The 23,794-nt window shown below is 64.4% G+C and carries 20 protein-coding genes; 10 read left to right on the top strand and 10 right to left on the bottom strand.

Going from position 1 to position 23,794, the window contains the following annotated elements; genetic code table 11:
* The 9 genes from ACI3EV_RS10530 (at position 1) to ACI3EV_RS10490 (ending at position 11,387) form a co-directional block, all read left to right on the top strand.
* Positions 1-1,389: a NarK family nitrate/nitrite MFS transporter gene (locus ACI3EV_RS10530; RefSeq protein WP_337690049.1), complete on the top strand. Its 1,389-nt coding sequence runs from the start codon at positions 1-3 to the stop codon at positions 1,387-1,389.
* A 172-nt stretch (positions 1,390-1,561) separates the two neighbouring features.
* Positions 1,562-5,257: a nitrate reductase subunit alpha gene (locus tag ACI3EV_RS10525; protein ID WP_337690051.1), complete on the top strand. Its 3,696-nt coding sequence runs from the start codon at positions 1,562-1,564 to the stop codon at positions 5,255-5,257.
* 54 nt (positions 5,258-5,311) lie between these two features.
* A complete protein-coding gene (gene narH / locus ACI3EV_RS10520) occupies positions 5,312-6,862 on the top strand; it encodes a nitrate reductase subunit beta (protein ID WP_337690053.1) in 1,551 nt (516 codons plus the stop codon).
* Between the two features lie 13 nt (positions 6,863-6,875).
* Positions 6,876-7,523 (top strand): nitrate reductase molybdenum cofactor assembly chaperone, encoded by a 648-nt coding sequence (gene narJ, locus ACI3EV_RS10515; protein WP_337690055.1) that lies wholly within the window; start codon positions 6,876-6,878, stop codon positions 7,521-7,523.
* 17 nt (positions 7,524-7,540) lie between these two features.
* Positions 7,541-8,230 (top strand): respiratory nitrate reductase subunit gamma, encoded by a 690-nt coding sequence (gene narI, locus ACI3EV_RS10510; RefSeq protein WP_337690057.1) that lies wholly within the window; start codon positions 7,541-7,543, stop codon positions 8,228-8,230.
* Positions 8,231-8,332: 102 nt separating this feature from the next.
* On the top strand, positions 8,333-9,094 hold the full coding sequence (gene modA, locus ACI3EV_RS10505; RefSeq protein WP_337690058.1) for a molybdate ABC transporter substrate-binding protein: 762 nt from the start codon (positions 8,333-8,335) through the stop codon (positions 9,092-9,094).
* A gap of 15 nt (positions 9,095-9,109) precedes the next feature.
* A complete protein-coding gene (modB, locus tag ACI3EV_RS10500; RefSeq protein WP_337690060.1) occupies positions 9,110-9,796 on the top strand; it encodes a molybdate ABC transporter permease subunit in 687 nt (228 codons plus the stop codon).
* A gap of 5 nt (positions 9,797-9,801) precedes the next feature.
* The gene (locus ACI3EV_RS10495) at positions 9,802-10,548 is read left to right on the top strand and encodes an ATP-binding cassette domain-containing protein (RefSeq protein ID WP_337690062.1); all 747 of its coding nucleotides are present in this window, start codon (positions 9,802-9,804) and stop codon (positions 10,546-10,548) included.
* Positions 10,549-10,565: 17 nt separating this feature from the next.
* A complete protein-coding gene (locus tag ACI3EV_RS10490) occupies positions 10,566-11,387 on the top strand; it encodes a TOBE domain-containing protein (protein ID WP_337690064.1) in 822 nt (273 codons plus the stop codon).
* Between the two features lie 21 nt (positions 11,388-11,408).
* Here the strand turns inward: ACI3EV_RS10490 and ACI3EV_RS10485 are convergent, their stop codons facing one another.
* Genes ACI3EV_RS10485 through moaA form a run of 4 tightly spaced genes read right to left on the bottom strand, consistent with a single transcriptional unit; the run spans position 11,409 to position 15,671 of the window.
* Complete coding sequence (locus tag ACI3EV_RS10485; RefSeq protein WP_329769446.1) at positions 11,409-12,086, bottom strand: response regulator transcription factor; 678 nt, start codon at positions 12,084-12,086, stop codon at positions 11,409-11,411.
* A complete protein-coding gene (locus tag ACI3EV_RS10480) occupies positions 12,083-13,999 on the bottom strand; it encodes an ATP-binding protein (protein ID WP_337690067.1) in 1,917 nt (638 codons plus the stop codon). Before ACI3EV_RS10480 ends, ACI3EV_RS10485 begins: the two co-directional genes overlap by 4 nt.
* Positions 14,000-14,004: 5 nt before the next feature.
* Entirely contained in the window at positions 14,005-14,664 is a 660-nt protein-coding gene (locus ACI3EV_RS10475; protein ID WP_337690069.1) for a carbonic anhydrase, read from the bottom strand.
* 2 nt (positions 14,665-14,666) lie between these two features.
* Positions 14,667-15,671, bottom strand: a complete 1,005-nt coding sequence (gene moaA, locus ACI3EV_RS10470) for a GTP 3',8-cyclase MoaA (protein ID WP_337690070.1) — start codon at positions 15,669-15,671, stop codon at positions 14,667-14,669.
* A 143-nt stretch (positions 15,672-15,814) separates the two neighbouring features.
* On the opposite strand from moaA, the gene gshA reads away from it, so the two are divergent.
* Positions 15,815-17,374, top strand: a complete 1,560-nt coding sequence (gene gshA / locus ACI3EV_RS10465; protein WP_405197992.1) for a glutamate--cysteine ligase — start codon at positions 15,815-15,817, stop codon at positions 17,372-17,374.
* Positions 17,375-17,378: 4 nt separating this feature from the next.
* Here gshA and ACI3EV_RS10460 read toward each other — a convergent pair whose 3' ends face one another.
* Genes ACI3EV_RS10460 through ACI3EV_RS10435 form a run of 6 tightly spaced genes read right to left on the bottom strand, consistent with a single transcriptional unit; the run spans position 17,379 to position 23,658 of the window.
* Positions 17,379-17,750 (bottom strand): monovalent cation/H(+) antiporter subunit G, encoded by a 372-nt coding sequence (locus tag ACI3EV_RS10460; protein ID WP_337690072.1) that lies wholly within the window; start codon positions 17,748-17,750, stop codon positions 17,379-17,381.
* The gene (locus ACI3EV_RS10455; protein ID WP_405197991.1) at positions 17,747-18,046 is read right to left on the bottom strand and encodes a K+/H+ antiporter subunit F; all 300 of its coding nucleotides are present in this window, start codon (positions 18,044-18,046) and stop codon (positions 17,747-17,749) included. The genes ACI3EV_RS10460 and ACI3EV_RS10455 overlap by 4 nt, the downstream gene beginning before the upstream one ends.
* Entirely contained in the window at positions 18,043-18,534 is a 492-nt protein-coding gene (locus ACI3EV_RS10450; protein ID WP_329769440.1) for a Na+/H+ antiporter subunit E, read from the bottom strand. Before ACI3EV_RS10450 ends, ACI3EV_RS10455 begins: the two co-directional genes overlap by 4 nt.
* Positions 18,531-20,336 carry a monovalent cation/H+ antiporter subunit D gene (locus ACI3EV_RS10445; RefSeq protein WP_405197990.1) on the bottom strand — a complete coding sequence of 602 codons (1,806 nt, stop codon included), beginning with the start codon at positions 20,334-20,336 and terminating at the stop codon, positions 18,531-18,533. Before ACI3EV_RS10445 ends, ACI3EV_RS10450 begins: the two co-directional genes overlap by 4 nt.
* A gap of 20 nt (positions 20,337-20,356) precedes the next feature.
* Positions 20,357-20,716 carry a Na+/H+ antiporter subunit C gene (locus tag ACI3EV_RS10440; protein WP_329769438.1) on the bottom strand — a complete coding sequence of 120 codons (360 nt, stop codon included), beginning with the start codon at positions 20,714-20,716 and terminating at the stop codon, positions 20,357-20,359.
* Positions 20,716-23,658 carry a monovalent cation/H+ antiporter subunit A gene (locus tag ACI3EV_RS10435; RefSeq protein WP_329769437.1) on the bottom strand — a complete coding sequence of 981 codons (2,943 nt, stop codon included), beginning with the start codon at positions 23,656-23,658 and terminating at the stop codon, positions 20,716-20,718. Before ACI3EV_RS10435 ends, ACI3EV_RS10440 begins: the two co-directional genes overlap by 1 nt.
* Positions 23,659-23,794 lie beyond the last annotated feature (136 nt).

The following is a 23,794-nucleotide window of genomic DNA, read 5'->3' as shown; positions in this document are numbered from 1 at the left end:
ATGGCATCCTCTCGCGTATTGACCCACTGGGAGCCGGAAGATCCGGCGTTCTGGGAACAGAAGGGTCGCAAGATTGCACGCCGCAATCTGTGGATCTCGATTCCGGCCCTGCTGCTGGCCTTCGCCATCTGGCAGGTTTGGAGCGTGGGTGTGGTGAACCTGCCGAACATCGGCTTCAAGTACACGCCCAACCAGCTGTTCTGGCTGGCGGCGGTACCGGCGCTGTCCGGCGCGACCATGCGCATTTTCTATTCCTTCATGGTGCCGATCTTCGGTGGCCGCCTCTGGACCACGCTGAGCACGGCCAGCCTGCTGATCCCGGCGATCGGCCTGGGCATGGCGGTGCAGAACCCGGACACCAGCTTCTCGACCATGCTGATCCTGGCGCTGCTGTGCGGCTTTGGTGGTGCCAACTTCAGCTCCAGCATGGCCAACATCAGCTTCTTCTTCCCCAAGTCGGAAAAAGGCGGTGCGCTGGGCATGAACGCCGGCCTGGGCAACCTGGGCGTGTCGGCGGTGCAGTTCCTGGTGCCGGTGGTGATCACCTTCGCGCTGTTTGGTGCGCTGGGCGGCGAAGCCCAGACCTGGACCAAGGGTGACCAGACCAAGCAGGTCTGGCTGCAGAACGCCGGTTTTGTCTGGGTGCCGTTCATCATCCTGTCCTCGCTGGCTGCCTGGTTTGGCATGAACGACATCGCCTCGGCCAAGGCATCCTTTGCCGATCAGGCCATGATTTTCAAGCGCAAGCACAACTGGTTGATGTGCTGGCTGTATACGGGTACCTTCGGTTCCTTCCTGGGCTTTGCGGCCGGTTTCCCGCTGCTGATCAAGAGCCAGTTTGATGGTGTGGATCCGACGCAGTACGCTTTCCTCGGCCCGCTGGTCGGCGCGCTGGCGCGTCCCATTGGTGGCCGCCTGTCCGACAAGCTTGGCGGTGCCAGGGTGACCCAGCTGGTGTTCATCGGCATGATCATTGGCGTGGTCGGCGTGCTGACCTTCTTGCCGCAGAACGGCAAGGGTGGCAACTTCTGGGGTTTCTTTGCCTGTTTCCTGGCGCTGTTTGCGCTGACCGGCATCGGCAATGGCTCTACCTTCATGCAGATCCCGGCCATCTTCGGCAGCCTGCACATGCGCAACGCAGAAGGCAAGGGCGAGGCTGCCATTGAAGCCGCCAGGCTGAGCGCCAACCGCGAATCGGCCGCGGTACTGGGTTTTACCGCCGCGATTGCCGCCTACGGTGGCTTCCTGATTCCCAAGAGCTATGGCACGTCCATGGACCTGACCGGCGGTGTGGAAGGCGCGCTGTATGCCTTTATCATTTTTTACATCAGTTGCGTGCTGATCAACTGGTGGTATTACGCCCGCAAGGGTGCCGAGGCGCCGTGCTGATCGCGCGGTAATCGACCACAGCCCTAAGCCTAAAGGAGTAGGGCTGACTCCATCTTCCGGTGGTGCGACTGGCAGCCACTGGCGAATGGGGTGAGACAGGGAATTTTCTTAGACTTGAAGAACGGGCCAGGCAAGGATTGTCTCCTTGCCACCCAGGACACATGGAGGCGATATGAGCCACTTTCTCGATCGATTGAAATTCATGAGCAAGGTGAAATCCACCTTCTCGAATGGCCACGGTGCGGTAGTCAAGGAAGACCGCCAGTGGGAAGACGCATATCGCCAACGCTGGCAGCACGACAAGATCGTGCGCTCAACGCACGGCGTGAACTGCACCGGTTCCTGCAGCTGGAAGGTGTACGTGAAGAACGGCCTGATCACCTGGGAAACCCAGCAGACCGACTACCCGCGCACCCGCCCCGACCTGCCCAACCATGAGCCGCGTGGCTGCCCGCGTGGTGCCTCGTACAGCTGGTATGTGTACTCCGCACAGCGCGTGAAGTACCCGATGATGCGCGGCAAGCTCGCGCAGATGTGGCGCGAGGCGCGCAAGAGCATGGACCCGATCGCGGCCTGGGAATACATCAGCCAGGATCCGGAGCGGGCCAAGGAATACAAGTCCCGCCGTGGCCAGGGTGGCTTCGTGCGCGCGACCTGGCAGGAAGCCAACGAGATGGTGGCTGCCGCCAACGCCTACACCATCAAGAATTTTGGTCCTGACCGCGTGATCGGCTTCTCGCCGATTCCGGCCATGTCCATGGTGAGCTACGCTGCCGGCAGCCGCTACCTGAGCCTGATTGGTGGCGTGCCGCTGTCCTTCTACGACTGGTACTGCGACCTGCCGCCGGCCAGCCCGCAGGTCTGGGGCGAGCAGACCGACGTGGCCGAATCGGCCGACTGGTACAACTCCACCTACCTGATGGTGTGGGGTTCCAACGTGCCGATGACGCGTACGCCTGACGCTCACTTCTACACCGAAGTGCGCTACAAGGGCACCAAGACCGTGGCCGTGTCCAGCGACTTTGGCGAAATGGCCAAGTTCGGCGACATCTGGCTGGCACCCAAGCAGGGTACCGACGCGGCACTGGCGATGGCCATCGGCCACGTGATTTTCAAGGAATTCCACCTCGAGAAGCCGTCTGCCTACTTCACCGACTACATCCGTCGCCTGACCGACATGCCGATGCTGGTGCGCCTGAAGGAAGAGGCCGGCCGTCATGTGCCCGAGTACTTCCTGCGTGCCAGCCACCTGGCCGATAACCTGGGCGAAGACAACAACCCCGACTGGAAGACGCTGCAGATCGACGAGATCAGCGGCGAGATCGTGGCACCGAATGGCTCCATCGGTTTCCGCTGGGGCCAGCCCGAGGGCAAGACCGGCAAGTGGAACCTGGAGCACCGTGACGGCGGCAGCGGCCGCGAAGTGCGCGCCCAACTGTCCCTGCTGGGCCAGCACGACGAAGTCGTCGGCGTCGGTTTCCCGTATTTCGGTGCCGAGCACGACGAACTGGCCGTGCGCAACGTGCCGGCGAAGCGTATCCAGCTGGCCGATGGCAGCAGCGCGCTGGTCGCTACCGTGTTTGACCTGATGGCGGCCAACTACGGTATCGACCGTGGCCTGGGCGGCGGCAACGTGGCATCCAGCTACATGGATGACGTGCCCTACACGCCGGCCTGGCAGCAGAAGCACACTGGCGTCAAGCCCGAGATGGTGATCCAGGTGGCGCGCGAGTTTGCGCAGAACGCCGACCAGACCGAAGGCAAGAGCATGGTCATCGTCGGTGCCGGCCTGAACCACTGGTACCACATGGACATGACCTACCGCGGCATCATCAACATGCTGATGATGTGCGGCTGTATCGGCCAGAGCGGCGGTGGCTGGTGCCACTACGTGGGCCAGGAAAAGCTGCGTCCGCAAAGCGGCTGGGCGCCGCTGGCCTTTGGTGCCGACTGGAACCGTCCGGCACGCCAGATGAACGGCACCAGCTTCTTCTATGCACACACCAGCCAGTGGCGCCACGAGAAGCTGGGCGTGAACGAGATCCTGTGCCCGACTGCCGATGGCAGCATGGCCAACATGTCGCTGATCGACTACAACGCCAAGGCCGAGCGCATGGGCTGGCTGCCGTCTGCCCCGCAGCTGACGACCAACCCGCTGGACATCACGCGCCAGGCCGCTGCGGCTGGCCAGGACGCGGTCAGCTACACGGTGGAAGGCCTGAAGAACGGCTCCATCGACATGAGCTGCAACGACCCGGACAACCCGAAGAACTTCCCGCGCAACCTGTTCGTGTGGCGTTCCAACATCCTGGGTTCTTCCGGCAAGGGCCACGAGTACTTCCTGAAGTACCTGCTGGGCACGCAGAACGCGCTGATGTCCGACGAAGAAAGCTGCATCAAGCCGAACGAGATCACCGTGCGCCCGGCGGCCGAAGGCAAGCTGGACCTGCTGGTGGTGCTGGACTTCCGCATGTCCACGACCTGCCTGTACGGCGATATCGTGCTGCCCACGGCGACCTGGTACGAGAAGGACGACCTGAACACGTCCGACATGCACCCGTTCATTCACCCGCTGAGCGAGGCCGTGCAGCCGCTGTGGCAGAGCAAGACCGACTGGGAAATCTACAAGGGCTTTGCCAAGGCGATCAGCGAAGTCGGCGGCGACTACCTGGGCGTGCAGAACGACCTGGTGCTGACCCCGCTGATGCACGACAGCCCGCAGGAGCTGGGCCAGCCTTTCGATCCGCGTGACTGGAAACACGGCGAGTGCGAGCCGATCCCGGGCAAGACGATGCCGGCGATGACCGTGGTCGAGCGCGACTACAGCCAGATCTACGCCAAGTTCACCTCCATCGGTCCGCTGATGGAAAAGGCCGGCAACGGCGGCAAGGGCATGGCCTGGAAGACCGGTACCGAGATCGAGCAGCTGCGCAAGATGAACAAGGTGGTGCCGGATGGCGTGGCCAAGGGCCAGCCGCGTCTGGACACCGCGATCGACGCGGCCGAGATGATCATGACGCTGGCGCCCGAGACCAACGGCCACGTGGCCGTGAAGGCCTGGGCGGCACAGAGTGCCATCACCGGCCGTGACCACACGCACCTGGCGATCCCGCGCGAACATGACCACATCACCTTCCGTGACATCCAGGCGCAGCCGCGCAAGATCATTTCTTCGCCGATCTGGTCCGGTCTGGAAAGCGAGGAAGTGAGCTACAACGCCGGCTACACCAACGTGCACGAGCTGATTCCGTGGCGCACCATCACCGGTCGCCAGCAGTTCTACCAGGACCACCAGTGGATGCGTGCCTTTGGCGAGGGCCTGTGCGTGTACAAGCCGCCGGTTGACCTGAAGACCACGGCAGCGGTGCACAACCACAAGCCCAACGGCAACAAGGAAATCCTGCTGAACTTCCTGACGCCGCACCAGAAGTGGGGCATCCACAGCACCTACTCCGAGAACCTGCGCATGCTGACGCTGTCGCGTGGCGGCCCGCACATCTGGATCTCCGAGAAGGACGCGAAGGAAGCCGGCATCGTCGATAACGACTGGGTCGAAGTGTTCAACGTCAACGGCACGCTGACGGCGCGCGTGGTGGTGAGCCAGCGCATCCCGCAGGGCATGACGCTGATGTACCACGCCCAGGAGAAGATCGTGAACGTGCCTGGTGCCGAGATGAGCGGCAAGCGCGGCGGTATCCACAACTCCGTGACGCGTGCGGTGACCAAGCCGACGCACATGATCGGTGGCTATGCCCAGTTGGCCTATGGCTTCAACTACTACGGCACCGTGGGCTGCAACCGCGATGAGTTCATCGTGATGCGCAAGATGAAGAACGTGGACTGGATGGACCAGCCCTTGTCCAAGTAAGGCCAGCGCGGGTGGCAGTGGCCGCCCGCTCACCAAGATCTCAGGAGATACACAATGAAAATCAGAGCCCAAATCGGCATGGTGCTCAACCTGGACAAGTGCATTGGTTGCCACACCTGCTCGGTGACCTGCAAGAACGTCTGGACCAGCCGCGACGGCGTGGAGTACGCCTGGTTCAACAACGTGGAAACCAAGCCCGGCATCGGCTATCCCAAGAACTGGGAAGACCAGGAGCAATGGAAGGGCGGCTGGGAGCTGGATGGTTCCGGCAAGCTGCGTCCCAAGCAGGGCGGCCAGCTGAAGATCCTGTCCAACATTTTTGCCAACCCTAACCTGCCGCAGATCGACGAGTACTACGAGCCGTTCACCTACGACTACGAGCACCTGCAGAATGCGCCCGAGATGCCGACACCGCCGACCGCACGTCCGGTATCGGTGCTGACCGGCAAGAAGATGGACAAGATCGAATGGGGCCCGAACTGGGAAGATGACCTGGGCGGCGAATTCGAGAAGCGTGCCAAGGACGCCCTGTTCGAAGGCATCCAGAAGGAGATGTACTCGGCTTTCGAGAACACCTTCATGATGTACCTGCCGCGCCTGTGCGAGCACTGCCTGAACCCGACCTGCGTGGCATCCTGCCCGTCCGGCTCGATCTACAAGCGGGAAGATGACGGCATCGTGCTGATCGACCAGGACAAGTGCCGCGGCTGGCGCATGTGCATCAGCGGCTGCCCGTACAAGAAGATCTACTACAACTGGACCAGCGGCAAGGCCGAGAAGTGCATCTTCTGCTATCCGCGTATCGAAGCCGGTCAGCCGACCATCTGCTCCGAGACCTGCGTGGGCCGTATCCGCTATCTGGGCGTGCTGCTGTATGACGCCGACAAGATCGAGGAAGCCGCCAGCGTGGAGGATCCGCAAAGCCTGTACGAGGCACAGCTGGGCGTGTTCCTGGACCCGAACAACCCGGCCGTGATCGAGGAAGCCCGCAAGCAGGGTATCCCGGAAGCCTGGCTGGACGCCGCCAAGAAGTCGCCGGTCTACAAGATGGCGATGGAATGGAAGGTGGCCTTCCCGCTGCACCCGGAATACCGCACCATGCCGATGGTCTGGTACATCCCGCCGCTGTCCCCGATCCAGTCCGCCATGGAAAATGGCCTGATCGGCGAAAACGGCATTATTCCGGATGTCAAGGATCTGCGTATCCCGATCCAGTACCTGGCCAACCTGCTGACGGCCGGGAAGGAAGAACCGGTGGTGAAGGCGCTCGAGACCATGGTCGCCATGCGCCGCTACATGCGCAAGAAGAGCGTGGAGAAGGTCACCGACCCGAGCACGCTGAACGGCACGCACCTGACGCCGGAGCAGGTCGAGGAGATGTACCAGATCATGGCCATCGCCAACTACGAAGACCGCTTCGTGATCCCCACCACCCACAAGGAGCTGGTGGAGAACACCTTCGACGAGAAGTCTGCCTGCGGTTTCACCTTTGGCAATGGCTGCTCGACTGGCACCAGCAACGAAAGCCTGTTTGGCCGCAAGAAGGCAACGCCCATCGTGTTCCACGACATGCGTCGCGAGCTGCAGTCCAATCGCGAGAAGTAAGGAGGTCTGAACCATGAACACCATGCACTTCCAGGCCATGTCGGCACTGCTGTGCTATCCCGAGCAGGAGCTGATCCAGGCCCTGCCCGAGATCCGCACGGTGCTGTCGGCCCAGCCTGCACTGCTGCAGCAGATCGAGCCGCTGCTGACCCATCTGGGCAGCGGCGACATGATCGCCCTGCAGGAAAACTATGTGGCAACTTTCGACCGCAACCCGGCGCACTCGCTGCACCTGTTCGAGCACATCCATGGCGAGGACCGTGCGCGCGGCCAGGCCATGGTCGACCTGATGGAAGAGTACAAGACCCACGGCTTCGAGATGGTCAGCGAGGAGCTGCCCGACTACGTGCCGCTGTTCCTGGAATTCCTGTCGCAGTGCGAGCCCGAGGTGGCTACGCCCTTGCTGGGTGATGCCGTGCACGTGCTCAACCACGTGGCCGTCAAGCTGGCCGAGAGCAACTCGCCGTATGCCGGCGTGCTGCAGGCGGCAGTCAGCCTGTCTCCGGTAACGCCCGAACCGCTGGTGACCCCGCCTGTGCGTGACATGGACGAGGCCATGGAAACCTTTGGTCCGGGCGTGGACGGCATTGAGCCGCTGCTCAAGCCGACTTCGGCTGTGGCCCCCATCAACTTCTACCGCCAGACGCCGCAGCCGGCCTGACCGCAAGGAGAAACCTCATGAGCTATCTGCACCAATTCGTATTCGGAATCTATCCGTATATTGCGCTGACCGTGTTCTTCCTGGGCAGCCTGATCCGCTTCGACCGCGAGCAGTATTCGTGGAAATCGGAGTCGAGCCAGACGCTGTATACGGGCAACCTGCGCGTGGCCAACATCCTGTTCCACGTTGGCATCCTGGGCCTGTTCTTTGGCCACCTGTTCGGCCTGCTGACGCCGATGATCGTCTGGGAAACGCTGGGCATCAGCCACGGCCAGAAGCAGGTTTTCGCCATCGTGATGGGCGGCATTTTCGGTGTCATGTGCCTGATCGGCGTGCTGATGCTGCTGGCCCGCCGCTTTGGCAACGAGCGTCTGGCGGCCAACACCACTTGGCGTGACAAGCTGGTCATGATCTGGATCCTGGTCACGCTGCTGCTGGGCCTGTCCACCATCTTCGTGTCGCTGGGTCACCTGGACGGCCATGAAATGGTGACCCTGATGACCTGGGCGCAGCACATCGTGACCTTCCGTGGCGGTGCTGCCGACTTCATCGTCAATGCCTCCTGGGTGTTCAAGCTGCACCTGTTCATGGGCATGACGCTGTTCGTGATCTTCCCGTTCACCCGCCTGGTGCACGTGTGGAGCGGCTTTGCCAGCGTGACCTATCTGGGCCGTGCATGGCAGCTGGTGCGTCCACGCCGTGTCTGATCGATAGCCCCAAGGGCTAGACGGAAGAACCGCCTTCGGGCGGTTTTTCCGGAAAAGCGCAATATACCAACGTGCATAACGCTAACTGAATCAGGAGCTCCCATGTCCCGTCTGTCCCGTTTCCGCCCCGTGCTGCTGGCTGCGCTGTTGCTGTCAGCGGGTGCCGTGGCCCATGCCGCCGAGATCACCGTCTCTGCCGCCGCCAGCCTGACCAATGCCTTCAAGGAACTGGGCCAGAACTACCAGCGCCAGTACCCTGATGCCAAGGTGAACTTCAACTTTGCTGCGTCTGGCCAGCTGTTGCAGCAGATTGCCAAGGGCGCGCCGGTGGACGTGTTTGCCTCGGCCGACCAGGAAACCATGCACCAGGCCGAGCAGCAGAACCTGGTCAAGCGCGGCGAGCGCCAGGATTTTGTGCGCAATACGCTGGTGCTGATCACGCCGGTGGACAGCCGCCTGGCGGTGCGCAACCTGGGCGATCTGGCGCAGGCGGGCGTGAAGCGCGTGGCCATCGGCAACCCGGCCAGCGTGCCGGTGGGGCGTTACAGCATGCCGCCGCTGCAGCGCCTGGCGCAGTGGAAGCAGGTGCAGCCCAAGCTGATCAACGGTACCAGCGTGCGTCAGGTGCTGGACTATGTGGCGCGTGGCGAGGTCGATGCCGGACTGGTCTACAGCACCGATGCCGCCATCATGAAGGACAAGGTGAAGGTCGTGTACACCGTGCCGCTGGACGTGGTGATCCGCTATCCGATTGCGCCGGTGGCGGAGAGCACGCAGCAGGTGGAAGGCCGCCGCTTTATCCGCTACGTGCAGTCGCCGGCTGGCCAGGCCGTGCTGCAGCGCTACGGTTTCAGCAAGCCCTGAGACAGGAGCTGATCCGTGCCTGAAGAAAGCGCCATCCTGCCGGTCATCCTGCTGTCGCTGAAGGTGGCAGGCCTGGCCACGCTGTGCGGGCTGGTGCTGGGCGTGGGCACGGGCTATCTGCTGGCGCGCAAGCGCTTTCCCGGGCGCGATCTGCTGGATACGGTGCTGACGCTGCCGATGGTGCTGCCGCCTACGGTGCTGGGCTACTACTTGCTGGTGGTGTTTGGCAGCCGTGGCTGGGTTGGCGGCTGGCTCAAGGAGACCTTTGGCATCAGCCTGATCTTCAGCTGGCAGGGCGCGGTGGTCGCGGCCACGGTGGTGGCGTTTCCGCTGGTGTTCAAGCCGGCGCGCGCGGCCTTCGAGTCGGTCGATGGCCGGCTTGAACAGGCGGCACGCGTGCTGGGACTGAGCGAGTGGGCGGTGTTTTTCCGTGTCACGCTGCCGCTGGCCTGGCGTGGCATTCTGGCGGGCGTGCTGATGGCGTTTGCACGGGCACTGGGTGAATTCGGCGCCACGCTGATGGTGGCGGGCAGCATTCCCGGCAAGACGCAGACGCTGTCGATCGCGATTTACGAGGCGGTGCAGGCCGGTCAGGACGACCTGGCGAATATGCTGGTGCTGATTACGTCGATCACCTGCATCTCCGTGCTGATGCTGGCCGGCCGGCTGGCACCGGGCCACCAGACCCATCGACAGGGATAAGCGCCATGGTGTTTGATCTTTCTATTCACAAGACCTTGCGTTCGGGTGAGCGCACGTTTGCGCTGCAGGTGCAGTTGCAGACCGACAGCAAGCGCGTGGTGCTGCTCGGGCCTTCCGGATCGGGCAAGACCATGACGCTGAAGGCGATTGCCGGGCTGATGCAGCCGGATCAGGGCCATGTGCGCATCGCCGGCGAGACCTTGTTCGATGCCGCGCAGGGTATCAACCTGAGCCCGCAGCAGCGGCGCACCGGTGTCGTGTTCCAGGACTATGCGCTGTTTCCGCACCTGAACGTGGTGCAGAACGTGGCCTTTGGCCTGCAGCGCGGCTGGCGCAATCCGTCGCGCCGCGCGCAACATGCCGAGGCGCTGCAATGGCTGCAGACCATGGGGCTGGAGCACATGGCGCAGCAGTATCCGCTGGAGCTGTCCGGCGGCCAGCGCCAGCGCGTGGCCCTGGCGCGTGCGTTGATCGGGCATCCGCGCGTGCTGCTGCTGGACGAGCCGTTTGCCGCGCTGGACGCCGACTTGCGCCAGAGCATGCGTGAGGAATTGCTGGAGCTGCAGCAGCGCCTGCAGCTGCCGATGCTGCTGATCACGCACGATGCCGAAGACGCGCGCTTGCTGGGGCAGCAGGTGTTCCGGCTAGACGGAGGGCAGGTGGTATCCTCGGGCATCCAGCCTGCGGCGCGTACCATCGATGCGACCATGCATCGGTCCGTGCTGCCCACGGTCGCACAGGCTGTCAGCTGAATCCGGAGCCTGTCCCCATGTCCACCCCCGATGACCTGACAACTGCCATTGCCCTGCAGGGCTCCCTGGACATGACGGTGGATGGCAGGCGGCTGGGCGGTGCCCAGCAAGTGGCGCTGCTGGAGCGTATTGCCACGGATGGCTCGATCACGCGCGCCGCCAAGTCGGTTGGCATCAGTTACAAGAACGCCTGGGACACGGTCGATGCGATGAACCAGCTGGCCGGCGAGGCGCTGGTGGAGCGTGTGGCCGGTGGCAAGGGCGGCGGCGGTACCCGGCTGACCGAACGCGGCGAACGGTTGATCCACAACTTCCGCCAGCTGGAGGAGGCGCACGCGCGCTTTGTGCAGCTGCTGGAGCAGCAGGCCAATGGCCTAGTCGATGATTATCAACTGGTAAGGAGAATGACCATGCAGACGAGTGCGCGCAATCAGTATCTGGGTACGGTAAGACGGCTCACACGCGGTGCCGTGAACGACGAGGTGGTGCTGGCATTGCCGGGCGGGCAGGAGATTGTCGCCACCGTGACGCATGACAGCGTGCTGGCGCTGGGTCTGGTCGAGGGCGCGCAGGCACTGGCGCTGGTCAAGGCATCGGCGATCCTGCTGGGCGTGGAGATGGAGGGCGTGAAGGTATCGGCGCGCAACTGCATGTCGGGCACGATCAGCCGTCTGCATCCGGGTGCCGTGAATACCGAAGTCGTTATCGACCTGGGCCATGGCCAGTCGGTGGCGGCGATCGTGACCCGGGAGAGCGCCGACAAGCTGCAGCTGGCCGAGGGCCAGCCGGCCAGCGCGCTGTTCAAGGCTTCCAGCGTGATCCTGGCGGTGCCGGCCTGACGCGATGAGTTGGTGCCGGGATCAGTCCCGGTCCAGCTTGTCAAAGCCGTTCTCGACGGCGTAGACGGCCGCCTGCACACGGCTGTGCAGGTTCAGCTTGCGCAGGATGTTCTGCACGTGCACCTTGATCGTGCTTTCGGCCACGTCCATCTCGCGTGCAATCTGCTTGTTGCTGGCGCCCTGGGCCAGCCAGGAGAGGGTCTCACGCTCGCGCGGGGTGAGCGATTCGTATTCGGGGGCCTGGCTGCTGGCCGCCGGCGCGCGCAGGCGCTGCACCAGCTTGGCCGTCATCTCGGGTGACAGCACGTTGTCGCCATCGACGGCACGGCGGATGGCGGAGAGCAGGAAATCGGCATCGATCTTTTTCAGCAGATAGCCGCGCGCGCCGGTTTTCATGCACTCGGCCAGGTCTTCGCTGTCTTCCGAAACGGTGAGCATCAGTACTGCCAGCTGCGGCTGGGTGTTGAGCAGCTGCGCCAGCGCATCGCGGCCATGCATGACTGGCATGTCCAGATCCAGTAGCACCACATCGGGCTGCAGCTGGTCGGCCAGCTTGACGCCTTCCAGGCCGTCACCGGCTTCGCCCACGACCTGGAAGTCGGACTGGCGCTGCAGCAGCGCCTTCAGGCCGCTGCGGAACAGCGTGTGGTCATCGACCAGCAGGATGCGGATCGGGCTGGATGCGGTGTCGGTAGTCATGTGGCGTTGCGTTCTTTTTCCGGCAGGTGCAGCGTGACGCGCGTGCCGCCCTGGGGCATGTGATCAAAGCGGATGCTGGCGTGGATGCGTCGGGCACGTTCTTCCATGATGGACATGCCCACGTGGCGCGACTGGCGCGATTCCATTTCAGCCAGATCGATTCCGCGTCCATTATCGGTCACCGTCATCACCAGATCGGCATCATTGCGGATACGCACATCCACATGGCTGGCCTGGGCATGCTTGCGCACGTTGGACAGCGCCTCCTGCAGGATGAAGATGACCTGCAGCTGCTCCTGCGGGCTCAGTGGCAGGCCGTCGCCGCCCAGCTCCAGATGGGTGGCGACGCGCGTCTGCTGCTCGAAGCGCTGCAGCAGCGTACGTACCGCATCCGGCAGCTCCTGCTTGCTGATGCGCACGCGGAAGTTCAGCAGCAGCTCGCGTACATCCTCGTAGCTTTCCTGCACGCCGGTGCGGATGAAGGCCAGGTTTTCCTGCACCTGGTCTTTTTCACCGTTGGCGAGTGCGGCTTCCAGCATCTGCACCTGCAGGTTCAGGAAGGAGAGCGATTGCGCGATGCTGTCGTGCAGGCCTTGCGCCATCAGGTTGCGCTCTTCCATCACGGCGAGCTGGCGGTCGCGCGCGGCCAGGCGGATGTTGTTGATGGTGACGCCCAGGTGGCTGCCCAGCGCTTCCAGCAGCTTGTGCTCGTCATCGGTCAGGTTGTGCTCCTGGCGGAAGAACAGGGTGTAGATGCCCAGATCCTGCCGGTTGGTGCGCACGTGGAAAATCGCAAAGCTTTCGAAACCGGCACGCGCGCAGTGCAGCCGCTCGCCGTTGTCCTGCAGCACGCGCTCGGTACTGGTGTGCAGCGTGATTGGCTGCACAGCCTGCAGCGAGCGGCCGCAATAGCAGCCGCTGGTGTGCTTGCAGTCCGACTGATGCAGCAGCCCATCGGGGACGCCAATCTGGGCCACCACGTCCATCATGTCGCGATCCGGATCCAGCAGGCGCACAAAACCGGCCTCGGCACCGGTGAGTCGCATCACCTGCTCCAGAAAGCCGTTGCTGGCCTGTTCCAGCTCCTGCTTCTGGTTGAGCAGGGTGGTAACGGCGTACAGGGTGCGCAGTTGCAGGTTGTTGTCTTCCAGCTCCCGTGTCTTTTCCTGCACCTTGTGCTCCATGTCCTGCAGCAGTTCCTGCAGGTGCTCGGCCATGGTGTTGAAGCCGGTGGCGAGCACACCGAATTCGTCCTGGCTGTCCAGTTCGACGCGGCTATCGAGCGAGCCCTGGCTCAGGCGCAGGGTGGCATCGTGCAGCTGGCTGACCGGCAGGATCACCATCAGGTAGAGCATGTAGATCATGGTCAGCGCGCCGATAAAGGCCATGCCGATCAGCAGGAACTGGAACATGCGCAGCATGGCGGTGTTCTGCGCATTGTGCTGTTCGATCAGGCGCACCAGCTGGTTGATGTTGGCGACGAAACGATCCACTTCGGCATTGAGCGTGGCCAGGCCGATCTGACGCGTCCCGACCGGCTCCAGCAGCGGCAGCATGTCAACCTGCCACTGGCGCTTGATGACCTGGGCCAGGCTCTGGATTTCCGGGGTGTCAGGCAGCATCAGCGGCCGTGCCGGATCGCCATCGATCAGGGTGTTCAGGGTCTGCTCGAAGATGCGCTGGTCGGCCTCGATGACTTCACGCGGCTGTTGCTGGCTCAGCATGACCAGCATGTGGTAGCTGCGCATGCGCAGGCTGCCGGCATCGTTGATGGCGGCACCGCCGCCCTGCAGCTGCCAGGACAGCGACAGCGTGTAGCCGATGGACACCGTGGCCACGACCAGCCACAGCACCGCCAGCACGATCAGCTTGGTACTGAGACTGTGGCGGCTCGGCAGGTTCGACAGGTTCATGCGGCTCAGGCGGCGACCAGGGCGGTGGCGGTGAGCGGGCAGACCAGCGCGGTAAAGGCGTGCTGCTCGGCGTCATAACCCCAGAGCGCACCCTCGCGCAGGTCGAAATACCAGCCATGCAGCACCAGGCTGCCTTCGGCGACACGATCTGCCACCCAGGGGTAGCTGAGCAGGTTGTTGAGCGATACCAGGATGGCGGCCTGCTCGGCCAGCTTTTGCTGCTCCTGCGCACTGGCATCGGCGTGGTGCAGGCAGACATGCTGGCGTGCCGGTTCGGCCACGGCCAGCCACTTGCCCAGTGCGGAATCGGCGATGGCGGTGCGGTTCATCAGCGCGCGGATGCCGCCGCAGGCGGAGTGGCCCATCACGATCACGTGCTCGACTTCGAGCGCCAGCACGGCAAACTCGAGGGCGGCGGCGACGCTGGCATGCGGGTTGTCCGGCTCGCAGGGCGGCACCAGGTTGGCCACGTTGCGTACGGTAAACACTTCGCCCGGGGCGGTGTCGGTCAGCATGGGCGGGTGCACGCGCGAATCGCAGCAACCGATGATCAGCGTGCTGGGACGCTGGCCTTCGCGCAGCGTGTCGAACACCGAACTGGAGCCAAAATAATTGTGCTGAAAACGCTTGAAGCCTTCTACCAGATGGTCTACGGATTGGGGCATGGTCAGCCTCCTGTGATGGACATGAAGCGCACGATCTTCTCTGGCTGGCGCAGGAAATCGTGCTGTTCGGGCTTGAGTTCGATGGCCTGCCGCAGCGTGGCCTCCAGTTCGGCATCGGTGCAGCCGGCGCGCAGCAGCGGCCGCAACTCCACGCGCTGCTCCTGTCCCAGGCACAGATAGAGTATGCCATCGACCGACAATCGCACGCGGTTGCAGGTGGCGCAAAAATGCTGGGACATGGGGGTGATCAGGCCGAGCGTGAAGCCGGTATCGGGTGCGGTCCAGTAACGGGCCGGGCCGCCACCGAGCGGTACGGTACAGGGCAGCAGGCCGAACTGCTGCTGCAGCCGTTGCAGCAACGGTTGCAATGGCATGCCCTTGCTGGCCTGGCCGGTGCTGCCCATGGGCATGGCCTCGATCAGGCGCAGCACGAAACCGTTCTCGATGCAGTAGGCGACCATGGCCTCCATGTCGCCATCGTTGACGCCGACCAGCGGCACCATATTGATCTTGATGCGTTCGAAACCAGCTGCCTTGGCCGCCTGCAGGCCGTCGAGCACGTGCTGCAGGCAATCGCTGCCGGTGATCTGCTGCACGCAGTCGCGGCGCAGGGAATCGAGGCTGACGTTGAGCCGCTGCACGCCGGCGGCGCGCAGGGCGGGCGCCAGCTTTGTCAGCTGGGTGCCATTGGTGGTGAGCGAGAGATCCTCGATGCCGGGCAGGGCGGCGAGGCGTTGTGCCAGCCCGGCCAGGTTCTTGCGCAGCAGCGGTTCGCCGCCGGTCAGGCGGATGCGGCGCGTCCCCATGCGGGCAAAGGCCGCCAGCACGCGCTCGATCTCGTCAAAGCTCAGCCAGTGCTCGGGTTGTTCGAAGCCGCGGAAGCGCCGTGGCATGCAATAGCTGCAGCGCAGGTCGCAGCGGTCGGTGACCGAGACGCGCACGTAATCAACCTGCCGACCGAAGCGGTCACGCAGTACGGGAGAGGGGGTGACGGCGGCTTGCTCCATAGCCCATTTATAGGGCAAAAGGCCACGCGCGCCAGCCCGTGTGATGGTGGGGAAGGGCTAGTCCTTTCGGTGGAGTTATGCCCGGATCGCCAGCAGACCAGGCCGGCCTGTGTTACTGTTGCGCACGTTCGAAAAAGTGTGGCATGAGCCACCAACCCAACACCATGACCGACCTGCAAAAGAAGATGGGGCCACTGACCCCTGAGCAGCTGAAAGGCATGCGCCGCGGCCTCGAGAAGGAGAGCCTGCGTGCGCTGCCTGATGGCAAATTGGCCCTGACGCCGCATCCGGCCGAGCTGGGCTCGCCGCTCACGCACCCGCATATCACGACCGACTTCAGCGAATCGCAGCTGGAGCTGGTCACCGGCGTCCATGCCAGTGCCGAACAGGTGCTGGACGAGCTGGAGCGCGTGCACCGCGAGGTGTACCAGGTGCTGGCCGAAAAGGGCAACGAGATGCTCTGGGTCGCCAGCATGCCCTGTGGCCTGCCGACCGACGAGACGATTCCGCTTGGCCGCTACGGCAACTCCAACGTGGGCCGCGCCAAGAGCGTCTACCGCATGGGCCTGGGCCACCGCTACGGCCGCCGCATGCAGACGATTTCTGGCATCCACTACAACTGGTCGCTGCCGGGCGTGGACAGCGATGGCTACTTTGGCCTGATCCGCAATTTCCGCCGCCACGCCTTCCTGCTGCTCTACCTGTTTGGCGCGTCACCGGCGGTGTGCAAGACCTTTGTCGAGGGCCGCGACCACATGCTGCAGCCGCTGGGCGACAAGACCATGTACCTGCCGCATGCGACTTCGCTGCGCATGGGCCGGCTCGGCTACCAGAGCGATGCCCAGTCGTCGCTGCACGTGAGCTACAACAGCCTGGAAGGCTATGCCGCCTCGCTGAACGAGGCGCTGACGCAGCCTTACCCGGCCTATGAGACGATTGGCATCACCAACCCGGGTGGCGACTACAACCAGCTTGATACCGCACTGCTGCAGATCGAGAACGAGTTCTACGGCACGATCCGGCCCAAGCGCGTGATCCGCCAGGGCGAGCGCCCACTGCACGCGCTGCGCGAGCGCGGCGTGGAGTACGTGGAAGTGCGCCTGATGGACCTGAATCCGTTCCTGGATGTGGGCATTGATCTGGATACCATCCGCTTCCTGGACGTATTCCTGCTGCATGCGCTGCTCAGCGACAGCCCGCCGGACAGCCTGGAAGAGATTGAGGCGCTCGGACGCAACCAGCAGCTGGTGGCGGCACGTGGCCGTGAACCGGGCCTGCGCCTGGAGCGCAACGGTACCGAGGTGGTGCTGACCGAATGGGCGCAGCAACTGCTGGACGAGATGCAGCCGCTGGCACAGCAGCTCGATGCGCAGTTGGGCGGCAGCAGCCATGCACAGGCGCTGGCGGCAGCGCAGGCCAGCCTGGACGATCCCGCACGCTTGCCTTCGGCGCGTGTGCTGGCGCGTACGCTGGAAACGGCCGATCAGACCTTCGTGGCCTTTGTGCGCGAGCGTTCGGCCGAGGTGCGTGCGCGCATGCTGGCGCAACCGCCAAGTGCCGAAGAACGCGCCGATTTTGCCCGCCTGGCCACCGAATCGGTCACGCAGCAGCAGGCGATCGAGGCGGCCGACACCATGCCGTTCGAGGAGTACCGCCAGTTCTACGTGTCGCCGGAACGCCTCGGCGCAGCCATCGGCCGCTGATCCCTTATTCCTGCTCCTGCTGCGCTTGCCGGCCGCGCAGCAGCGGCTGCGGCAGGCGCGGATCGCCGGCCTGGCGGTGCCGGAACACGGCAGCGCGCGCCAGCAGCACGGTAGTGATCGGCACCGAAATCGACAGGATGATGATGATCAGCCAGGTGCTGAGCGACAGCCGTGCATTGACGGTGCTGAAATAGACCACCGAAGCCAGCGTGACGCACCAGGCGGCAGCGGTGGTGACCAGTGCCGTCGGGTGCAGGCGCTTGAAGAAGCTCTTGAGCTGCAGCAGCCCCCAGCTGGCCAGCACGGCAAAGATGCCGCTGGCCACCAGCAGCAGCGAGACCAGCGTCTCGACCCACCAGGGCAGGACCGTATTCATTCGATCACCTCCCCGCGCAGCAGGAACTTGGCCAGTGCGGCCGAGCTGACAAAGCCGGTCAGCGCGATCAGCAGGGCTGCCTCGAAATACATGGTACTCATGTTGCGGATACCCAGTACCAGCACCGCCAGCATCGCCACCATGTAGACATAGTCCAGCGCCAGGATGCGGTCCTGCGCCGACGGGCCGTGCAGCAGCCGCCACAGCGCCATGCAGACCGCCAGCGCGTAGCAGAACAGCGTGAACAGCAGCGCCACGTGCAGCACCGGATTCATCGATTGCATCAGGTCGATCATTGGAAAATCTCCAGCAGGGCAGACTCGTAACGGGTCTTGTACATCTTGATGAAGGTGGCTTCGTCCTGCAGGTCCCAGACGTGCAGCATGACGGCGCTGCTGTCGCGCGCCAGCTCGCACCAGACGGTGCCGGGTACCACGGTGGTGATCACGGCCAGCGAGGCCAGTGCACTCGGGTCACGCAGCTCCAGCGGAATCACCACGAACTGGCTGTTCGGTTCGCGCTTGCCGGAGACGAACACGCCCCGGGCGACTTCGACTACCGAGATCAGCACGTCGTAGCCGACCCGAAAGATCAGGCGCGTGAGCAGCAGCGGGCGGCGGATACGCGGGCGCTGCGGGCGCAGCGAACCAAACAGCAGCGGCAGCAACCAGCCCAGCAGCAGCGCCAGGATCCAGTTGCCGGCCGAGAGCGATTCGTTGATCAGCAGCCAGATCGCGACCAGCGATGCCGACAGCAGCGGGGAGGGAAACAGGCGGCGCATCATGAGGACGCTCCTGGCAGGGCCGGCGGCACGCTGGCCGGCGGGCTGGCGGCCGGCATCGGCACCGGGGCGATGCGCGGCGTGATGACTGGCGCCGACGCGGCGGGTTGCTGCGGCACTGGAACCGGATGCGGCACGGCCGCTGGTAGCGGCTGCGAGGTCGGGCCCGGCTTGACGCGCGTCGCCTTGACGGCATCGATATAGGCGGTCGGCACGTGCAGCATGTGGGCGGTGCGCTCGGTATAGCGCAGCACCGAGCCGACATGCACGATCAGCAGCACGCACAGGCCCAGCAGTACCGTGATCGGCACGATCTCGATCACGCGCAGCCAGGGGGCTGGCCGGTCCTGGGGTGCCCAGAAAAAGCGGATGCCGGCGCGCGAATAGGCAATGGTGGCGAGCAGGCCGGAGACGATGATCATCACCAGCAGCACCCAGGCCGTGACCGGGATGTCGGCACCGTAGACGCCCATGCCGTGCGGGTTGATCAGGCCGGTCAGCATCACCACCTTGCCGACAAAGCCGGACATCGGCGGCAGGCCGGCGATCAGCAGCGCGCACATGATGAAGGAGACGCCCAGCACGGCAATCGCGCCGGGGATGGCGCGGCCGATCAGCGCTTCTTCCTTCTCGTCCAGGTTGGTTTCGGGCGGCGGCTCCAGCATGTCGATCGGGAAGGGCAGGCCTTCCTCGTCCGGGTCGAAGGACGGGACTTTTTCTTCTTCCTGGCGCGCGCGTTCGATCAGGTCGATCACCAGGAACAGCGCGCTCATCGCCAGCGTGGAGCTGATCAGGTAGTAGAGCGCGCCGCCGGTGACAGTGGCCTGGCCAAAGCCGAAGGCCGCCAGCAGCGTGCCGGACGACACCAGCACCGAGAAGCCGGCCAGCTTGCCCAGACGCTGCGAGGCAAACAGGCCGATCGAGGCAAAGCCGATGGTGAGCAGGCCGGCCCAGGTCAGCCATTCGCTGCCGAACAGTTCGGAGCCGGTGGCGCTGGGCGGGAACAGCAGCGTCCACAGGCGCAGCAGAGCGTACAGGCCGACCTTGGTCATCACGGCAAACAGCGCCGCGACCGCCGGGCTCGCGGCCGAGTAGGCCGGCGCCAGCCAGAAGTTCATCGGCCAGATCGCGGCCTTGGACAGGAAGGCCATTGCCAGCAGGGCGGCACCGGCGTGCAGCAGGCCGCGGTCGCTTTCCGGAATCAGCGGGATCTTGGTCGCCATGTCGGCCATGTTCAGCGTGCCGGTCACGCCGTACAGCATGGCCGCGCCCAGCAGGAACAGCAGCGAGGCCATCAGGTTGAAGGCGATGTAGTGCATGCCCGAACGCACCCGTGGCCAGCCCGTGCCATGCAGCAGCAAGCCGTAGGAAGCGGTCAGCATGATCTCGAAGAACACGAACAGGTTGAACAGGTCGGCCGTCAGGAAGGCACCGTTCAGGCCCATCAGCTGCAGCTGGAACAGCGAATAGAAATGCACGCCGGCCTTGTCCCAGCCGGCCATGGCAAACAGCATGGCGCACAGGCCGATCACCGAGGTGATCAGCAGCATCATGGCCGTCAGCCGGTCGGCGACCAGCGAGATGCCGAACGGCACCTGCCAGTTGCCCGGCAGGTAGACACCGACACCGAGCGCGCCATCGCCGCCACGCACCCAGACCAGCACCAGCAGGGCGATGATCACGCCCAGCGAACAGGACACCAGCGCCACGATGCGCTTGGCCCAGCTGGTGCGCTCGCCCAGCAGCAGCATGATGGCGGCGGTCAGCATTGGCAGCAGCACCGGCGCGACCAGCAGGTGGGGCATCAGGCTGGCAATCCACTCCCTCACGGCTGGTACTCCTTGGCCTTGTATTCCTTGCCGTCCACGTGGTCGGTATCGGCCAGGCCGCGCGCGGCCAGCATCACCACCAGGAACAGTGCGGTGGTGGCAAAGCCGATCACGATGGCGGTCAGTACCAGTGCCTGCGGCATCGGGTCGGTGTAGTTCTGCAGCGTTGGCAGCAGCCAGGACAGTACGATCGGCTCACGCGCAATGGTCAGGCTGCCGGAAACGAAGATGAACAGGTTGACGGCATAGGACAGCAGCGACAGCCCGATGATGAGCTGGAAGGTTCGCGGGCGCAGCACCAGCCAGATGCCGGAGCCGGTCAGGATGCCGATGGCAATGGCCATGACGAGTTCCATCAGGTGTTCTCCTTGTCGTATTCTTCGCGGTCCGGTGCCACCGATTCGGAGGTGGCGCCCTCATCGCGTACCGGCTTGCGCTGGCGGCGGATCGACTGGTGGGCAATCGCGGTCAGCATCAGCAGGGTGGAACCGACCACCACCATGAACACGCCGAGGTCGAACAGCGCGGCGGTGGGCAGGTGGATCTCGCCCAGCAGCGGCAGCGTGACGTGTGCGGTGTGCGTGGTCATGAAAGGATAGCCCAGCGCCAGCGAGCCGAGTCCGGTCAGGCCGGCGATCAGCAGGCCGTAGGAGACCCAGCGGCGCAGGTCCAGGTTGAAGTGGGCCTCGACCCATTGCGTGCCGGCAATCATGAACTGCGCCAGCAGGCCGATCGACATCACCAGGCCGGCGACAAAGCCGCCGCCGGGCGCATTGTGGCCGCGCAGGAACAGGTGCGCCGACAGCAGCATGGTGATTGGCAGCAGCACGCGCGTCAGCACCGCCGGCACCATCAGGTAGCCGACCGCGGTATCCGGCACGCTGCGCGGGTTGACCAGGTCGGTCAGCAGGTCGGCCGGGGTGGCGGCCTGCTGGCGCGGCAGCTCGATGCTTTCCAGCGGCGGACGGAAGCGGCGCAGCAGCGCATACACGGTCAGGCCGACTGCGGCCAGCACCACGATCTCGCCCATGGTGTCGAAGGCACGGAAATCGACCAGCATCACGTTCACCACGTTGGTGCCGCCGCCTTCCGGCAGCGCGCGCTCGAGGAAGAAGGGCGAAATGCTTTGCGGTGTCTGGCGCGTCATCAGCGCATAGGACAGCACCGCCATGCCGGTACCGACGACGATGGCCAGAATCAGGTCACGCAGGCGGCGGATGCGGGCACGCAGGTCCAGGCTGTCGTCGCGCGGCTCGCGCTTGGGCAGCCAGCGCAGCGCCAGCAGGAACACGATGGTGGTCACCACTTCGACCGACAGCTGTGTCAGCGCCAGGTCGGGCGCCGAGAACCAGACAAAGGTCAGGCAGACCACCAGGCCGGCACCGCCCATCAGGATCAGCGCTGCCAGCCGGTGGAACTTGGCCTGGGCCGCGGCACCGATGGCGCAGGCGGCACCGACCAGCCAGAGCAGGGCAAAGTCGGCTGTCAGCGGCAGGCCGGGACGGTCGCCCCAGCTCAGGCCGGACACCGCTAGCGAGGCCGCCACCACCACGATGCAGCTCAGGATCAGCATGAACATCTGCGCCTGCAGCCGGCGCGTGTAGGCGATGCGCTGGAACTTGCGTGCCGACTGTTGCAGCAGCGCCATGCACCAGTTGAACATGCGCTCGCCATCCAGACGGCCGAGCAGTGGCGTGTGGCGGATGCGATCCTGATCCTGCGGCTTGCGCAGCAGCAGGTAGAGCGTGATGCCGCCCACCATGGCGATCAGGCTCATGATCAGCGGTGCGTTCCAGCCGTGCCACAGCGCCAGGCTGTATTCCGGCAGCTGGCCGCCGACCACAGGCGTGGCGGCCACCGCCAGCACCTGGCCGATAAACGCTTCGGGCAGGGTGCCGACCAGCAGGCACAGCAGCACCAGCAGCTCGATCGGGATGCGCATCCAGCGCACCGGCTCGTGCGGTTCGCGCGGCAGGTTCTTCGACAGCTTGCCGAAGAACACGCTGGCGGTAAAGCGCAGCGAATAGGCCATGCCGAACATCGAGGCTGCCAGTGCCAGCAGCGGCAGGGTTATCTCGAGCCAGCCGGTGGCATCGAGATGCACGGTTTCGGCAAAGAACATTTCCTTGGACAGGAAGCCGTTGAGCAGCGGTACGCCGGCCATGGCGGCACTGGCCACGATCGCCAGTGTGCCGGTGATCGGCATCACGTGGATCAGGCCGGACAGGCGACGGATGTCGCGCGTACCGGTCTCGTGGTCGATGATGCCAGCGGTCATGAACAGCGAGGCCTTGAAAGTGGCGTGATTGATGATGTGGAACACGCCGGCCACGGCCGCCATCGGGCTGTTGAGCGACAGCAGCACCGCGATCAGGCCGAGCTGGCTGACGGTGGAGTAGGCCAGCAGGCCTTTCAGGTCATTCTGGAAGATCGCCTTGAACGAGCCGATCACCAGGGTGATGGCACCAGCGCCGCCCAGGATCCAGAACCATGCCTCGGTGCCGGCCAGCGCCGGCCACAGGCGCGCCAGCAGGAACACGCCAGCCTTCACCATCGTCGCCGAGTGCAGGTAGGCCGAGACTGGCGTCGGCGCGGCCATGGCGCGCGGCAGCCAGAAATGGAAGGGAAACTGCGCGCTCTTGGTCAGTGCGCCTAGCAGCACCAGCACCAGCATCGGCAGGTAGTAGGGGTGGGCGCGGATGCGGTCACCCGAGGCCAGCACCACGTCCAGCTCGTAGCTGCCGGCGATATGGCCAAGCAGCAGCACGCCGCCCAGCAGGGCCAGCCCGCCGGCGCCCGTGACGGTCAGCGCCATGCGCGCGCCGCGGCGCGCGTCCTTGCGGTGGTGCCAGTAACCGATCAGCAGGAAGGAGAACAGGCTGGTCAGCTCCCAGAAGAACACCAGCTGTACCAGGTTGCCCGACAGCACCACGCCAAGCATGGCGCCCATGAAGGCGAGGAAGAAGGAGAAGAAGCGCGGTACCGGATCGTCCTTGGACATGTAGTAGCGCGCATAGAGGGCCACCAGCATGCCGATGCCGGTGACCAGCATGGCAAACATCCAGGCAAAACCGTCGACCCGGATGATGAAGTTGAGGCCGACATTCGGCAGCCAGACCCATTCCTCGCGCAGCACGTGGCCGGCCTGCAGTTCAGGGAACATCAGCGCGACCTGCACCAGGGCAGCAAGGGCTACCAGTGCGGAGAGGGTTGCAGCAGCGTTACGGGCGTGGGTAGGCAGCAGGGCTGCCAGGGCGCTCCCTAGGAACGGCAGCGCCAGCAGGAGCATCAAGGTCATGCAGGCGTCGGAGGTTGGGGGTGGGCAGATGGCGCCACGGGCACGATGCACCCGCTTCCGACCCATGCAGGATGGGCCAAATGGCAATTTGTCCTGATTTTATGGGCATTTGCCTGCGGTTACGCCAGAAACCGCA

The sequence above is a fragment of the Allobrachymonas wangyanguii genome (genome assembly GCF_045055315.1).
Classification (GTDB): Bacteria; Pseudomonadota; Gammaproteobacteria; order Burkholderiales; family Burkholderiaceae_C; genus Brachymonas; species Brachymonas wangyanguii.
This window is presented reverse-complemented; position numbering and strand designations above follow the sequence as displayed.